This is a genomic window from Stenotrophomonas sp. 3diitr2024 (genome assembly GCF_042136455.1).
GTDB classification, from domain to species: Bacteria; Pseudomonadota; Gammaproteobacteria; order Xanthomonadales; family Xanthomonadaceae; genus Stenotrophomonas; species Stenotrophomonas sepilia.
Window position 1 is genome coordinate 1 of the sequence record NZ_JBHHMJ010000576.1, and the last position, 13,908, is coordinate 13,908.

The following is a 13,908-nucleotide window of genomic DNA, read 5'->3' on the forward strand; positions in this document are numbered from 1 at the left end:
GCCGGTTCCAGCGGCAGCTCCGGGCCGGTGGGTTCGTCGGCTGCCGGCGCCGGCAGCGCGGTGGCAGCGGCTTCGATGTCACTGCCCGCGCCGGCATCGGCGTGGGCCAGCTGGGTGAAGCTGTACACCCACCAGTCGTGCGGAACGCGCCGGGTCAGTGCACGCACCGCCGGAAGATCCCCTTCCACTTCGGCCGCCAGCTGCGGCAGCGCAGCCGGTACCTCACTGTCATCGATGCGCACATCGGCATGCGCGCGCAGCGCCTGCAGGTCACCCAGCAGCGGTGCCAGCCGCGTCCTGCCGAGCCCGGCCAGATCACCCACGGCGATCCACAGCGCGTGCTCGGCGCGGGTCAGGCCGACATACAGCAGGCGCGCATCCTCGGCACGCTGCTCGCGCTCGCGCTGCGCAGTGGCCGCTTCCCAGGCCTCGTCCTTGCCCAGCTTCCAATGCAGCTGGCGCTGGCCGCCCACATGCACCGTGCAGTGCGAGGCGGTGTTGGGCGCACCGCCGTCGATGCCCACGAAGGGCAGGAACACCAGCGGGTACTCCAGGCCCTTGCTCTTGTGCAGGGTGATGATCTGCACGCGGCGCGCATCCGATTCCAGGCGCAGCAACTGCTGCTCGTCATCCTGGTCGGCGCTGGCCATCTGGCCCTGCAGCCAGTCCAGCAGGCCGTGCATGCCCAGCGCCTGCGCCGAGGCTTCCTGCAGCAGTTCGCCCAGCTGCAGGTAGTTGGTCAGGCGGCGCTCGCCATCGATCAGCGCCAGCAGGCGTTCGCCCTGCGCGGCGCAGACGTCGGCGATCACCGCGAACGGGCCGCCGCGCTGCCAGCGCTCGCGCCAATGCAGAAGCTGCGCCTGGAACCCGCGTTGCAGGTCGCCCTCGTGCTCCATCGCCGCGATCGCACTGGCGCGCTGGCCGAGCAGCACCGTCGCCAGCGCCGCGCGCAGGCGGCCCTCGTCAGCCGGCTGCAGCAGCGCCAGCAGCAGTGCACGCAGATCACGCGCTTCGCTGGTGGCGAACAGGCTCTGCTTGCCCGCTGCCACGGCAGGAATGCCGACCACGGCCAGCGCGCGCTGCACCAGTGTGGCCTCGCGATGCGAACGCACCAGCACCGCGATGTCACCCGGCTGTACCGGGCGCCCACGCAGCACCGCATTGCCGGCGCGCGCCGCGACCAGGATCTGGTGGATCGCCGCCACACAGGCCTGGGCGGCTGCTTCGCGCGAGGCATCGGCACTCATCGCCTTGTCACCGCCACTGCGCAGCACGCGCAGAGTGAGTGCCGGGGCGGCATGGCCGTCGCGCTGGTAGTCCGCATCGCTGCGCACGCCACCGGGCCGCACCGGCTCGAACTGGATGCCACGCTCGAGGAAGGCGTCTTCGCCACCGTTGTCGTACAGCGCCTGCAGCGCGCGCAGCACGGCCGGTCGCGAGCGGAAGTTCTGGTCAAGCACCGGCGCCTGTTGCGCCGCCCGCTTGGCCTTCAGGTAAGTGTGGATATCACCGCCGCGGAAACCGTAGATCGCCTGCTTGGGATCGCCGATCAGGAACAGCGCCGGTGCCAGGCCGAGCTCGCGCACTTCCGGTGAATCGCCGAACACGGTGTGGAAAATGCTCCACTGACGGTCGTCGGTATCCTGGAACTCATCGACCAGCGCGATGCGGTACTGCGCGCGCAGCTGCTTGACCAATGCCAGCCGCTGCGGGCCTTCCAGGGCCAGTGCCACGCCATCGATCAGATCGTCGTAGGTCTGCACCCGGCGGGTGCGCTTCAGCGCCTGCAGGCGCTGTCTGGCTTCGTCGCGAAGCACGTGCAGGAAGTTCAACGCGGTGGCACGCAGCCAGGCATCGCGTTCGGCCAGAAGCGCGACATAGCGGGCCAACGGCGCCTGCAATGGCGACGATGGCGTGCGCTCGGCGAATTTCTTGTTGGTCTTGGCTGCCAGCGCCTCCGGCAGCAGTGCCGGCAGGCGCTCGCTGGTCAGCAGCTCGCGCGGGTCGGCGCGCTCGGCCCAGCCCAGCAGTTGCCGGCCCAGCGGGTGCAGCCAGCCCAGCTTGTACGACACGCCGTTGATCCATTTGTTGTCGACCGCATCGCAGAGGTCGATGAAGAACTGCTCGCCATGCTCGCGCACGCTTGCGGACAGCTCTTCGGCAACACTCTGCAGGGCGGCCTGCGGATCGGGCAGCGCCACCGCCTGTGGCAACGGGTGCAGCGGCGGCGCGGCCAGCAGCGCGCGCAGATCGGCGGCCAATGCGTCCGGGGTGGACCACAGCCAGGTCAACGGTTCCAGCGTGGCCGGGTCATTGGCATATACCCGCCACAGGTCGGCCGCGAGCGCTTCCAGCAACTCACGGTCGCTGGCCAGCAGCTCCGGTGGATCGAACGTGTGGCCGCTTTCCAGCGCGTGCTCGCGCAGCACGCGGGTGCAGAAACCGTGGATGGTGAAGATGGACGCGAGGTCGATCTCATCGGCGGCGACCTGCAGGCGGCGCTTCAGTGCGGCGGCGCGCTCGGTACCTCCCTGCAGATGCCGCAGCAGCACCTCGCGGGTCAGCCGCACGTCCGGCGCTTCGCCTTCGACCGGTTCCAGATCGACCAGTCGCGCCGCCAGCGCCAGGCGCTCGCGGATGCGCTTGCGCAGTTCCTGGGTAGCCGCATCGGTGAAGGTCACCGCCAGGATCTGTCCGATGCGCAGGCCCTGTTCCACCACCAGGCGGGTAAACAGCGTAGCCAGGGTGAAGGTCTTGCCGGTACCGGCACTGGCTTCGATCAGGCGGATGCCATCCAGCGGCAGGGCCAGATAGGGATCGACCGCCATGCACTGGGCTCGCTCATCGATGAAGGCGGGGCTCATGCGCTGCCCTCCTGGCGCGTTTCGGCGCCGAGGGTGCGGCCTTCGCGCACCGCGCTGAAGACCACCTGGCTGTTGCGCAGCAGGTCGGCATAGCTGGCATCGGAGGCGAACGGGTCGGCACCCCGCAGCAGCAGCTGCCAGGCGTCGCTGCTGGATTCACCCCAGCTGCGGTCGCTGCCATGCCACTGCTTCCAGCCCTCGCTGCGCTGTTTCTCTGCCGGCGCGTTGTACAGCACCCAGCCGGTATACGGGGCAAAGCGCAGCGGCTCACGCAGGCCGCGCTGGCGCAACTGCAGCAGCGCGCGCAGCGCCGCGCGTGCAGCAGGCGCGCTCAGTGCCGGCAGTACATGCGGGCCGGGACCGGCGTCGCCGCCATCGTGGAACTGCACAAGGGGCAGTGCGTCGCCGGCGGCGTTGGCCAGCAGCCAGTCCAGGCCCTGGCGGATCACTGCATTGCCATTGAGCGTGCCGGCGCGCAGCCGCACCAGGCCTTCGGGATGCCGATCGGCCACGCGGCCGTGCAGGCGCACGCCATCGATGTCCACTTCGTAGCGACGGCTTTCCAATGGTTTGCCCTGCATCCAGCCCAGCAGCGCACTGGCATACGGACGCGTCTTCAGCTGCTCCACCTCGAACTGGCGCTGGCCCAATGGACCGGACGGCAACAGGCCACGCGCGCGCAGCCGCGGGTACAACGGCTCGGTATCACCGCTGAGCGTGGCGCGCACCACCGCCGCCTGCACGCTGCGCTTTTCCGGGCCGCGCGATGACAGCACCAGCGGTTCCAGGTCATCAACTTCCCCGGCATCGTCGGCCAGGCGCAGACCCAGCGACTGTGCGAGGAACTGCCCGGCCGGGTCGCACAGGAAGCGGCGCAGGGTGTCGAGCGCGAGCTCGTCTTCCACGGCATCGTCGGGCGGCGGCGGCAGCGGGGCATCGAACCACGGCTGCAGGCCACCACGCTGGCCGGTGAGGCGGCCGGCAGCGGGATGCCATTGCCGCCGATAGCTGAAGCGGCGTGGATCACCCTCTCCGAACGCCGCCGGTGAGAACGGCTGCAGTGCATGGCGCACGGTAAAGTCGCGGACCGCCGCAGGCGGATCGAGGTGATACGCGGCGGCGGCATCGATCAGTTCACTGACCAGCACCGACGGCTCACGCACGCTGCCATCGCGTGGATCGGCGCCGAGGTAGCTGAGGTAGAACACCTCCTGCGCGGCGGCGAACAGCTGCAGGAACAGGAAGCGGTCGTCTTCGCGAGTGGAGCGATCGCCCGGGCGGCGGCGCGGCGTGTCCAGCTCGGCGGTGAGCTGGTTGAGGCCCGCGGCCGGGTCACGGCGCGGGAAATCGCCGTCATTGAGACCGAGCACGCAGATCACCCGGAACGGCAGCAGGCGCATCGGCACCATGCGGCCGAAACTGATGCCACCGGTCAGCAGCGGCGCGCGCGTATCGGCCTCGCCCAGTACGCCGGCGAAGTGCGAACGCACCACCTCAGGCGGCACGCCGTCTTCGAAACCGGCCTTGGCGGCATCGTCGGCGAACTGGTTCAGCAGCTTGCGCAGCCGCTCCAGGGCGCGCTGGCTGTTGGGTGAACTGGGCGCAGTCGGCAGCAGCGCGTCCAGCAGCGACAGCAGCCGTTGCCGCCACTGCGCCGGGGTCAGCAGCTCGCCGAGGCGACGCTGGTAGACCGCCAGCACGCGCAGCAGCCGCAGCAGCCGGTCCAGTGCTTCCAGCGCGCCGCCTTCCAGTTCGATCCACGGCGCCACGCCGGCCAGGTCCGCCTCGCTGCCGGTGGCGTGACCGAGCACCAGGCGGTCCAATGCGAACTGCCAGGTGTAGGCGTCGTCGGCCGGCGCCTGGTGCTGGTTGCGGTGCTTCGCATCCAGGCCCCAGCGTGCGCCGGCCTGCTGCAGCCAGCCATGCAGCCGATCGAAGTCCACCGCCTCCAGTCCGGCCGCTTCGGCCAGCGGCGCGCTGGCCAGCAGGTCAAGCACTTCATTCAGGCCAAAGCGCGATACCGGCAGGCCCAGCAGGTGCACGAACACATCGGCCAGCGGCTCGCCCGCGAGCGGACTGCTGTCGGCCAGCGCGTAGGGAATGTGCTCGTCCTCCCCCCCGCGGCCGCCGAACACCGCCTCCAGGTACGGCACATAGGGATCGATGTCCGGCGCCAGCACCGCAATCTCGCGCGCCTGCAGCGGCGGGTCGAAGCGCGGGTCCTGCAGCAGGCTGCGCAGCTGGTCGTGCAGCACCTGAAGCTCGCGCAGCCGGGTGTGGCAGGCATGCACCTGCAGGCTGGGGTCGTCGCTGCGCAGCCCATCGCGCAGCTCGCCCGAGGGCAACGCGCGGCGATGGAAAAGATCGCGCTGCAGGCGATGCAGCAGGCTGTCGGACAGGCCGCCTTCGTCAAGGGTCGGCCGGGTGTCTTCTTCCGGATCCGAATACGCGGCAATCTCGCCGGCCGGGTGCACCACCTCGTAGCTGCCCAGCACCGCCATGAAGTCGCGGCCGGCCGCACCCCAGGCCTCCAGCAGGCGGTTCTCACCGGCCGCTTCACCGAAGGGATCGGGCGCGCCGCTGCGCAGGCGCTCGGCCAGCGTCTGCAGGTCACCCCAGTACGACTGCACCGGAGTGGGCATATAGAAGTGCAGCTCGCCCACCCGTGCCTGGGTGGCCATCACCCTCAGCACGTCGGGCGAGATGTTGAGCGTCGCGAACGCGGACATCCGCGGTGGCAGGCCCTGCGGCAGCGGCTGGCCGGCACCCTCGAAGCGATCCAGGTACGCCTGGATGCGGCGCGCGCGGTAGTCGCGGCCATGGGCGATGGTGCGCCAGAGGATCGCCTGCGGGTCGGCCGGGTCGGCGCCGGCCTCCCAGCGCAGCAACCAGTCGCGGCGCCAGGCCTGGTACTTCTCGAACACCGACGCCAGTTCACCGGCCAGTGCCCACGGCTTCAGGGCGTCGCCGCCAGCAAGATAGGACTGCAGCGCGCGCATCGGTGGCTGCGCCAGCAGCGCCGGGTCGCGCAATGCCTGGTAGAGCTTCCAGTGCAGGCCCGCGGCGTCCAGGTCGTCGCGTTCGCCCGGCACATTGGCATTGAGTGCTCGGGCAACGAATTCGCCCGGGGTCAGGAACTCGAGGTTGGCGGCCACGCCATATTCGGCAGCGAGTGTCGCTTGCAGCCAACGCCGCATCGCCACCTGCGGGATCAGCACCACCTCCGGCGCGAGCAACGGCTGGCCCGGAACCGGCACACGCACGTTGCGCGCCAGCAGCGCAGCCAGCACGTCCAGGGAGTTGGAATGGTAGAGGCGGAAATCGCTGCCCGGGTCACTCATCATGCACAGTGTGCAGCACGGCAGGCAGTATTCAATGGCCAGCCCATCGCCGGTACGGATTGTTCCGCGCTGCCGGCCGATTGTCCCGGCCTGGCAAGGGTCATGCCGTGCCACAATACTGGACCGTCCAGTCTGCTTATGTTCAGCCGATGGGCCCGATCCTTCGATGTCTAAAAAACGTTAATGGTGCCCATGTCGGCTTCCGCCTCCAGTCTGGTGCAGTTATCCAACGTCCGCATCGACCGGAGCGGGCGCACGATCCTGCGTGACGTGTCGCTGCAGGTGCCCAAGGGCAGCATCACGGCCGTGCTGGGCCCGTCGGGCAGTGGCAAGTCGACCCTGCTGGCGGCACTGACCGGCGAACTGCGTCCGGTCGCCGGCGAGGTCACCCTGTTCGGCAGGCCGGTTCCGCATGACAGCGGCGCGCTGCTGGAGATGCGCAAGAGCGTGGGTGTGCTGCTGCAGGGCAACGGCCTGCTGACCGATCTGACCGTCGCCGAAAACGTCGCGCTGCCACTGCGCACGCATACCCGCCTGCCGACCGCCGTGCTGCGCCGCCTGGTGGAAATGAAGCTGCATGCCGTGGGCCTGCTGGCCGCTGCCGATGCCTGGCCGCGCGAACTGTCCGGCGGCATGGCGCGCCGCGTCGCGCTGGCCCGCGCGCTGGCACTGGATCCGCCACTGATGATCTACGACGAGCCGCTGACCGGGTTGGACCCGATCGCCTCCGGCGTGATCATGAGCCTGATCCAGCGCCTCAACCACAGCCTGGGCCTGACCAGCATCATTGTCAGCCACCACGTGCACGAGACCCTGCCGATCTGCGACCAGGTGATCGCCATCGCCAATGGCGGCATCGTGTTCCAGGGCACGCCCGAGGCGCTGCAGTCCAGTCAGGACCCGCTGCTTCGGCAGTTCCTGCACGGCCAGCCCGATGGCCCCATTCCGTTCGATGCCGCGCCGCGCGCGAGGGTCGCCTGATGCCGTTCGTCCAAGCCACCCGCTCGCTGGGTCGCGCCGGCCTGTTCTCGCTGACTGTGCTGCGTGGTTCGCTGCCGACCCGTGATTTCCTGGCCGAGCTGACCCGCGAGATCTACAAGATCGGCGCACGCTCGCTGCCGATCATCGCCGTCGGTGGTGCCTTCGTCGGCCTGGTGCTGACCCTGCAGGGCTACCGCACGCTGACCACCTTCGGTGCGGCCGACGCGCTGTCGACCCTGCTCGGCCTGTCGCTGTACCGGGAACTGGCGCCGGTGCTGACCGCGCTGTTGTTCATCGGCCGCGCCGGCAGCTCGATCGCCGCCGAACTGGGCCTGATGCGCGCCACCGACCAGATCAAGGCACTGGAGCTGATGGCGATCGACCCGGTGACCAAGGCCGTCGCGCCGCGCTTCTGGGCGGCGGTGCTGACCGTGCCGCTGCTGACCGGCATCTTCTGCTCGCTGGCGATCAGCGCCAGCTACTTCGAAGCGGTGCATGTGCTGGGCCTGGACAATGGCGTGTTCTGGTCGGCACTGCGCAACAGCGTCGATTTCTGGGATGACTTCGGCGTGGCGATGCTGAAGTCGGCGATCTTCGGCGGCACCGCAGCGCTGGTCGCCGCCTATGTTGGTTTCCACGCCGAGCCGACCATCGAGGGCACCTCGGTGGCGACCACCCGTGCGGTGGTCAATGCCTCGCTGCTGGTGCTGATGTTCAACTTCGTGCTGTCGGCAATGTTGTTCACCTAACCCCTCCACCGGCGGTGCGCAGGCGCGCGCGGCCACCACGACTCGATCAGGTAATCCACATGGCCATCCGCGGTCCCAGACTCGAATTCTCTGTCGGCGCATTCCTGCTGCTGGCCCTGGCCTCGCTGATGGTGCTGGCCGTGGCCTCGACCAACCAGCGCTGGAGCTGGGGCAGCCAGGGCTACGAGCTGAAGGCGCGCTTCTCCCAGGTCGGCCAGCTGCGCAAGCAGGCGCCGGTGAAGATCGGCGGCGTCACCGTCGGCCAGGTCGCCTCCATCGACCTGGATCCGGTGAAGTTCGAATCCATCGTGACCCTGCGCATGGACAGCAAGGTCAAGGACCTGCCGGCGGACACCTCGGCGGGCATCTTCACCAGTGGTTTGCTCGGCGAGAGCTATATCGGTCTGCAGCCGGGCGGTGACCCGGACGTGCTGAAGGCCGGTGACGAGATCGTCTTCACCCAACCGGCGGTGGACTTGATCCAGCTGGTCGGCAAGTACATGTTCAGTGGCGGCGCCGGTGGTGGCGCTGCCCAGAAGCCCAACGATGGCGCGCAGGCGCCTGCAACGGAACCGCAACCATGAAAATGAAACTGATTCCCGCCCTGCTCGCCTCGGCGCTGCTGATGGCCACCCCGTTCCTTGCCCAGGCCCAGGCGGCCGCCCCCGCCGCTGCCGCAGCGCAGGGCCAGGCCGGCAAGGTGGTGATCGATGCCAGCACGCGCATTCTCACCACGCTGCAGCAGCGCCGCAGCGAGTTCAGCAGCAACCCGGCCAGCCTGCGCAGCTACATCGACAGCGAACTGAACCGCACCTTTGACCGCGACTATGCGGCACGCCTGGTGCTGGGCCCGCACGCCCGCGGCGCCTCCGACGGCGACATCAAGCTGTTCGCCGATGCGATGGCCGACAGCCTGATGCAGCGCTACGGTTCGACCCTGCTCAACATCCAGGGCAAGCCGAGCTTCCGCCTGAAGGGTGAAAGCCCGCTGCCGGGCAACCGTGGCGTGCGCGTCAGCACCGAACTGGTGCGCGCCGGCAACGAACCGACCCCGGTCGAGTACTGGATGCGCAACGTGAACGGCCAGTGGAAGATCTTCGACGTCAACATCGAAGGCATTTCCTACGTGCAGACCTTCCGCAACCAGTTCGATACGCCCTTGCGCCAGAAGGGCATCAAGCAGGTGGCCAGCGAGCTGCACAGCGGCAGCCTGCAGGCCGGGCCGGCGGGCAATGGCAAGTAACGCACTGGCGCTGCTGGAAGGCGACACCCTGCGCCTGCGCGGGGTGCTCGACCGTGCCGCGGTGATTGCACTGTGGCCGCAACTGCAGGCCCTGCCAGCCCAGCTGGCGCGGTTGGAGCTGGGCGAGGTCGAGCGCGTGGACAGCGCCGGCCTGGCCCTGCTGGCCGAACTGGCCGCCCGGGCACGCAAGGCGGGCCATGCGCTGGCCATTTCCGGCGCGCCGGCCGGCTTCAACGAGCTGAGCGCAGCCTACCGGCTGTCGCCCGACCTGGACTTCAACGCTACTTCTGCTGCGAGCTGACATGAACGTCGTACGCACTTTCCCCCTGATCCTCCTGGCCACCGCCCTGACCGCCTGTGCCGGCAAGCCCGCGCGCAGCGACGCACCGGTCGCCAGCACCGTGGTCGCGCCCGGCCCTGCTGCCGAAGCGACGGCCGCAACGGCCGATACCGGGGTGGTCGGTACTGCTCCGGTCGCTCCCGTGGCCAACCCGGCAACGCCTGCCGCTGCGGTGCCGACAACTGCGCCGCAGGGCGCAGAGGCCAGCCCACCGAAGACCGCAGCATCCACCGCCGCCAGCGACGATGATTTCGACGCCCTGTATGGTGGCACCGGCAACACCGGCAGTGCCGCGGCCTACGATCCGTGGGAACCGTTCAACCGCAAGGTCCACAAGTTCAACAATGCGGTCGACCGCGGTGTGGCCCGCCCGCTGGCCACCGCCTATACCCACGTGGTGCCGCGTTTCGCGCGTACCGGCGTCAGCAACTTCTTCAGCAACCTGCGTGCGCCGGTGACCATCACCAACCAGCTGCTGCAGGGCCGCGGTGCCGATGCGTGGGACAGCCTCGGCCGCTTCCTGATGAACAGCACGCTGGGCATCGGTGGCCTGTTCGATCCGGCCAGCAAGGCGATGGTGCCGCGTCGCAATGAAGATTTCGGCCAGACCCTGGGAGCCTGGGGCTGGCGTCGTTCGCGCTACGTGGAACTGCCGTTCTTCGGCCCGCGTACCGTGCGCGATGTGTTCGGCCTGGCCGGTGACATCCCGTTGTCGCCGATCCGCCGCATCGAGGAAGACAAGGTCCGCATCGGCCTGCAGGGCCTGCAGCTGGTCGACACCCGCGCACAGCTGCTGGCGATCGATGATCTGCGCGACACCGCCGTGGACGAGTACTCGCTGGTGCGCGATGCGTGGATGCAGCGCCGCAACTACCAGATCGAGAACGACCTGCGCAGCAAGCGCGACCGCGGCCATGATGATGCCAATTCGCCGATCCCGGTCGATGCCATGCCGATGCCGAACTGGAGCAACTGATCGCTGCAGCCCGTGCATGAAAAAACCCCGCCTCGGCGGGGTTTTTCTTTTCCGGTAGGTGCCAACCTCGGTTGGCACGCTTTCCTCAGGCCGCCAGCGCGGCCTCGATGGCATCACGCAGGCGCACGTCATCGGCCGCCACGTCCGGGGCAAAGCGTGCAACCACCTTGCCATCACGGCCGACCAGGAACTTCTCGAAGTTCCACAGCACCGCCGGTGCCGGATGGATCGGGATCTCCTTGCTGGCCAGGCGCTCGCGCAGCGGGCCTTCGCCGATCGACTGCGGCTGCGCGGCGGTCAGCTGCCGGTACAGCGGGTGGGTGTCCTCGCCAGCCACGCTGATCTTGGAGAACATCGGGAAACTGACGTCGTAGGTAAGCTGGCAGAACTGCTGGATCTCGGCCTCGCTGCCCGGCTCCTGGCCGAGGAAGTTGTTGGCGGGGAAGCCCAGCACTTCCAGGCCCTGCGCGTGCTTTTCCGCATACAGCGCCTGCAGGCCTTCGTACTGCGGGGTCAGGCCGCACTTGGAGGCGACGTTGACCAGCAGCAGCACCTTGCCCTGGTAGTCGGCAAGCGAGGACGGCTGGCCGTCGATGGTGGTGAGGGGAATGTCCTGGATCGGGGTGCTCACGCGGGGCTCCGGCTACGGCGGGAATGGCCCACCAGCATAGCGCCGCGCGCGCTGTCTACAGGCATCCTCAATCCACGCAGATCGTACCCTGCGCCTTGCCGTCATCGATGCGCTGGCGGCAACCGAAGTTCTGGCTGGCATCACGCTGGCAGGTACCGGACGCCACATCACCGGCCATTGCCTCGCCTGCGGCCAGGCACTGGCCCGTGCAGTCGCTTTTGCGGCTGCAGGCCTTGCCGGCGTCGGCATAGGGAATCACGCATTGCTCGCGCTGCAGCCGGCCGAGCCGCAGCAGGGTGCCACCGGCGGCCTGGCAGTCGACGTCGCGTGCTTCGCGGTAGGCTTCGCTGGCTTCGGGCGTGGGGGCGGCCGCATCAGCGATCGGCGGCGCGCTGCTGCATGCGGCCAGCAACGCAGCCAGGACAAGAACGGCACAGGAGCGCAAGCGCATGTCGATACCCGCCACGGACACAGGGCGCCCAGCATAGCCAGGCACAGGTGCACGGGACGTGTCAGCCCGCATTGGCATCCTCGTCGTCCTCCGATGCGCCCAGCTGCTGCATCGGGTCGGGCGTCAACTCCGGCGGCAGCGCGCGCTTGGCCTTGCTGCCCAGCTCGGCAAGCCGGCGGGCGCGGCTGATGGCCGACTGCGGCGAGTCGATCAGGCGATTGCGCGCATCGGCGTAGACCTTGGCGGCGTCGTCCAGCTTGCTGCCCACAGCGTTGAAGTCCTTCAGGAACCCGGTCAATGCGTCCAGCACCAGACCGCCGGCCTCACTGATCTTCAGCGCCTGCTTCTGCACCTTGTCGCGGGTCCACAGGCGCTCGGCGACGCGCAGCAGCGCCATCAGGGTGTTGGGCGAGGCGAACACCACGCGGTTGTCGAACGCGAATGCCTGCAGGCTGCCATCGGCGCCCAGAGCGGCCGACAAGGCACCCTCGATGGGAACAAAGGCAATGGTGATGTCCAGCGTCTCGCTGCCCAGTGCCTTGGGATAGTTCTTCTCGCCCAGGTCCTTCACGTGCTGGCGCAGCGCAACCGCGTGCCGGCGCAGCGCATCCTCTGACTGCTCCGGGGTGGCGGCATTCATCGCCTCCTGCCAGGCGATCAGGTTCACCTTGCTGTCGATCACCACGCTGCGTTCGTCGGGGAACCGCACCACTACGTCCGGTCGCAGGCGCGCACCTTCGTCATCCACGGCATGCTTCTGCCGCTGGTAGTGCACGCCCTCTTCCAGGCCCGATCCGCGCAGTACGTTGTCGAGCATCAGCTCGCCCCAGTCACCGCGGACCTTGGCATTGCCCTTCAGCGCATTGGTCAGCGCCGATGCCTGCGCGGCCATGTCCTGGTTGAGCGTCTTCAATTCACCCACCGCACCCAGCAGGCTGGCGCGCTGGCGCGCCTCCTCACCGTACAGGGTATCGACGCGGGTACGGAAATCACCCAGCTTGTCGGCGAACGGCTTGAGCAGCCCCTCGATATCCGCGCGCGACTGCACCGTCGCCTGTCGCACGTTCTTCTCGAACTGCTGTCCGCGTTCGTCGAACACCTTGCCCGCCAGTTCGGCGAAGGCACCGGACAGCTTTTCCTTGGCGGTATCGAGATAGCTGCGCAGTTCGGCGCTGGCCCGTTCGGAGTGCTGCAGATTGGCCACCGCGCGGGCATGTTCGCCGTGCAACTGCTGGTAGCGCTGGTGCGCCTGCTGCAGCTCGCTGCTGATATCGGCAAGGGCAGCGCGTGCCTGCGCCAAGGCCGCTTCGCGTTCGGCCAGTTGTGCTTCGCGACTGGCCGACAGCGCCGCTTCGCGCTCCACCCGGGCGGTCAGGGTGGTGACCGCCTGTGCGTGCTGCTGGCTGCGGGCCCGCTCGTTTTCCAGTTCCGCGCCCAGCGCGTCGAGGCGGCCGCGCAGCTGGCCGGCATCGACCAGCGCGAGGCGATGCTGTTCGCGTTCGCTGTCCAGCTGCCGCTGCAGATCATCGGACGCTGCGTTGCCAGGGGTGCGACGCCACAGCAGCAACAGCGCGACCAGCGTCGCCAGCAGCAGGACCACCGCGAGGATCATGAGGACTTCGATATTCATGCGATCAGTTTAGCCCCGCTGCGCTAGGCTGGGTCGGTCTACCCCGGAAGCCCCCATGCTCGCTCTGTACGGAAAGCCCACCTCCATCAACGTGCGCAAGGTGCTGTGGCTTTGCGCCGGCCTCGACCTGCCACTCCAACACGAGCCAGAACCACCGGCGGACCTGCTGGCCACGTTGAATCCCAACCGGCAGGTGCCGGTCCTGCGCGATGGCGACTTCGTGCTGTGGGAATCCAACAGCATCTGCCGCTACCTGGCCGTACGTGCTGGCCGTGATGACCTGCTGCCCGGTACGGCGCAGGGCCGCGCCCGGGTCGAGCAGTGGATGGACTGGCAGGCCAGCGACCTCAACAGCGCCTGGCGGCACGTGTTCATGGCGCGCGTGCGCCGGCATCCGGACTACCCGGACGATGCCCGCGCCGAGGCCAGCCTGGCGCAGTGGAACCACTTGATGGGCGTACTCGACACACAGTTGGCCGGTGGCCACTGCCACGTGACGGGCAACGCCTTCACTCTGGCCGACATCGTGCTCGGGCTGTCGGCCCAGCGCTGGCGCAGCACACCTGGCAACAAGCCCGTGCTGCCACACCTCTCGGCGTGGTTCGAACGGCTGCGCGAGCAGCCCGGTTTCGCCACCCACGTCGACAACGGCGTGGCCTGAGGCAGGGGTCAGATCCCTTTCCCTGGGGGGAAAGGGATCTG

12 protein-coding genes are annotated in these 13,908 nt (G+C 68.6%); 7 read left to right on the top strand and 5 right to left on the bottom strand.

Annotated features, from left to right (window positions below):
* Window positions 1-2,864 (bottom strand): UvrD-helicase domain-containing protein (locus ABGA94_RS14825; protein WP_375367647.1); only part of this gene is annotated, 2,864 nt, incomplete at its 3' end.
* Window positions 2,861-6,208 (bottom strand): exodeoxyribonuclease V subunit gamma, encoded by a 3,348-nt coding sequence (gene recC, locus ABGA94_RS14830; RefSeq protein ID WP_375367649.1) that lies wholly within the window; start codon window positions 6,206-6,208, stop codon window positions 2,861-2,863. The genes ABGA94_RS14825 and recC, both read right to left, overlap by 4 nt.
* A gap of 189 nt (window positions 6,209-6,397) precedes the next feature.
* Here recC and ABGA94_RS14835 point away from each other — a divergent pair, with 189 nt between their 5' ends.
* The 6 genes from ABGA94_RS14835 to ABGA94_RS14860 are packed head-to-tail and all read left to right on the top strand — an operon-like array spanning window position 6,398 to window position 10,494.
* The gene (locus ABGA94_RS14835; protein WP_065179062.1) at window positions 6,398-7,186 is read left to right on the top strand and encodes an ABC transporter ATP-binding protein; all 789 of its coding nucleotides are present in this window, start codon (window positions 6,398-6,400) and stop codon (window positions 7,184-7,186) included.
* Window positions 7,186-7,935, top strand: a complete 750-nt coding sequence (locus ABGA94_RS14840) for an MlaE family lipid ABC transporter permease subunit (protein ID WP_375367651.1) — start codon at window positions 7,186-7,188, stop codon at window positions 7,933-7,935. The genes ABGA94_RS14835 and ABGA94_RS14840 overlap by 1 nt, the downstream gene beginning before the upstream one ends.
* 59 nt (window positions 7,936-7,994) lie before the next feature.
* Complete coding sequence (gene mlaD / locus ABGA94_RS14845; RefSeq protein ID WP_005411706.1) at window positions 7,995-8,519, top strand: outer membrane lipid asymmetry maintenance protein MlaD; 525 nt, start codon at window positions 7,995-7,997, stop codon at window positions 8,517-8,519.
* Window positions 8,516-9,178, top strand: a complete 663-nt coding sequence (locus ABGA94_RS14850) for a phospholipid-binding protein MlaC (RefSeq protein ID WP_053496740.1) — start codon at window positions 8,516-8,518, stop codon at window positions 9,176-9,178. Before mlaD ends, ABGA94_RS14850 begins: the two co-directional genes overlap by 4 nt.
* The gene (locus ABGA94_RS14855; RefSeq protein WP_005421254.1) at window positions 9,168-9,479 is read left to right on the top strand and encodes a lipid asymmetry maintenance protein MlaB; all 312 of its coding nucleotides are present in this window, start codon (window positions 9,168-9,170) and stop codon (window positions 9,477-9,479) included. The genes ABGA94_RS14850 and ABGA94_RS14855 overlap by 11 nt, the downstream gene beginning before the upstream one ends.
* A gap of 1 nt (window position 9,480) precedes the next feature.
* Window positions 9,481-10,494 carry a VacJ family lipoprotein gene (locus ABGA94_RS14860; protein WP_065179035.1) on the top strand — a complete coding sequence of 338 codons (1,014 nt, stop codon included), beginning with the start codon at window positions 9,481-9,483 and terminating at the stop codon, window positions 10,492-10,494.
* An 85-nt stretch (window positions 10,495-10,579) separates the two neighbouring features.
* Here the strand turns inward: ABGA94_RS14860 and ABGA94_RS14865 are convergent, their stop codons facing one another.
* The 3 genes from ABGA94_RS14865 to rmuC all read right to left on the bottom strand — a co-directional run bounded on the left by ABGA94_RS14865 (window position 10,580) and on the right by rmuC (window position 13,206).
* Window positions 10,580-11,125, bottom strand: coding sequence for a glutathione peroxidase (locus ABGA94_RS14865; RefSeq protein WP_053496738.1), 546 nt, complete (start codon window positions 11,123-11,125; stop codon window positions 10,580-10,582).
* 67 nt (window positions 11,126-11,192) lie between these two features.
* Window positions 11,193-11,576: a hypothetical protein gene (locus ABGA94_RS14870; RefSeq protein ID WP_375367654.1), complete on the bottom strand. Its 384-nt coding sequence runs from the start codon at window positions 11,574-11,576 to the stop codon at window positions 11,193-11,195.
* 61 nt (window positions 11,577-11,637) lie between these two features.
* The gene (rmuC, locus tag ABGA94_RS14875) at window positions 11,638-13,206 is read right to left on the bottom strand and encodes a DNA recombination protein RmuC (RefSeq protein WP_005421245.1); all 1,569 of its coding nucleotides are present in this window, start codon (window positions 13,204-13,206) and stop codon (window positions 11,638-11,640) included.
* Between the two features lie 55 nt (window positions 13,207-13,261).
* On the opposite strand from rmuC, the gene ABGA94_RS14880 reads away from it, so the two are divergent.
* The gene (locus tag ABGA94_RS14880; protein WP_005421243.1) at window positions 13,262-13,867 is read left to right on the top strand and encodes a glutathione S-transferase family protein; all 606 of its coding nucleotides are present in this window, start codon (window positions 13,262-13,264) and stop codon (window positions 13,865-13,867) included.
* Window positions 13,868-13,908: the final 41 nt, after the last annotated feature.

Bases quoted from the DNA above. Each gene is read 5' to 3' on its own strand.
- recC (WP_375367649.1), bottom strand. From the start codon at position 6,208: ATGATGAGTGACCCGGGCAGCGATTTCCGCCTCTACCATTCCAACTCC.
- ABGA94_RS14835 (WP_065179062.1), top strand. From the start codon at position 6,398: ATGTCGGCTTCCGCCTCCAGTCTGGTGCAGTTATCCAACGTCCGCATC.
- ABGA94_RS14840 (WP_375367651.1), top strand. From the start codon at position 7,186: ATGCCGTTCGTCCAAGCCACCCGCTCGCTGGGTCGCGCCGGCCTGTTC.
- mlaD (WP_005411706.1), top strand. From the start codon at position 7,995: ATGGCCATCCGCGGTCCCAGACTCGAATTCTCTGTCGGCGCATTCCTG.
- ABGA94_RS14850 (WP_053496740.1), top strand. From the start codon at position 8,516: ATGAAAATGAAACTGATTCCCGCCCTGCTCGCCTCGGCGCTGCTGATG.
- ABGA94_RS14855 (WP_005421254.1), top strand. From the start codon at position 9,168: ATGGCAAGTAACGCACTGGCGCTGCTGGAAGGCGACACCCTGCGCCTG.
- ABGA94_RS14860 (WP_065179035.1), top strand. From the start codon at position 9,481: ATGAACGTCGTACGCACTTTCCCCCTGATCCTCCTGGCCACCGCCCTG.
- ABGA94_RS14870 (WP_375367654.1), bottom strand. From the start codon at position 11,576: ATGCGCTTGCGCTCCTGTGCCGTTCTTGTCCTGGCTGCGTTGCTGGCC.
- rmuC (WP_005421245.1), bottom strand. From the start codon at position 13,206: ATGAATATCGAAGTCCTCATGATCCTCGCGGTGGTCCTGCTGCTGGCG.
- ABGA94_RS14880 (WP_005421243.1), top strand. From the start codon at position 13,262: ATGCTCGCTCTGTACGGAAAGCCCACCTCCATCAACGTGCGCAAGGTG.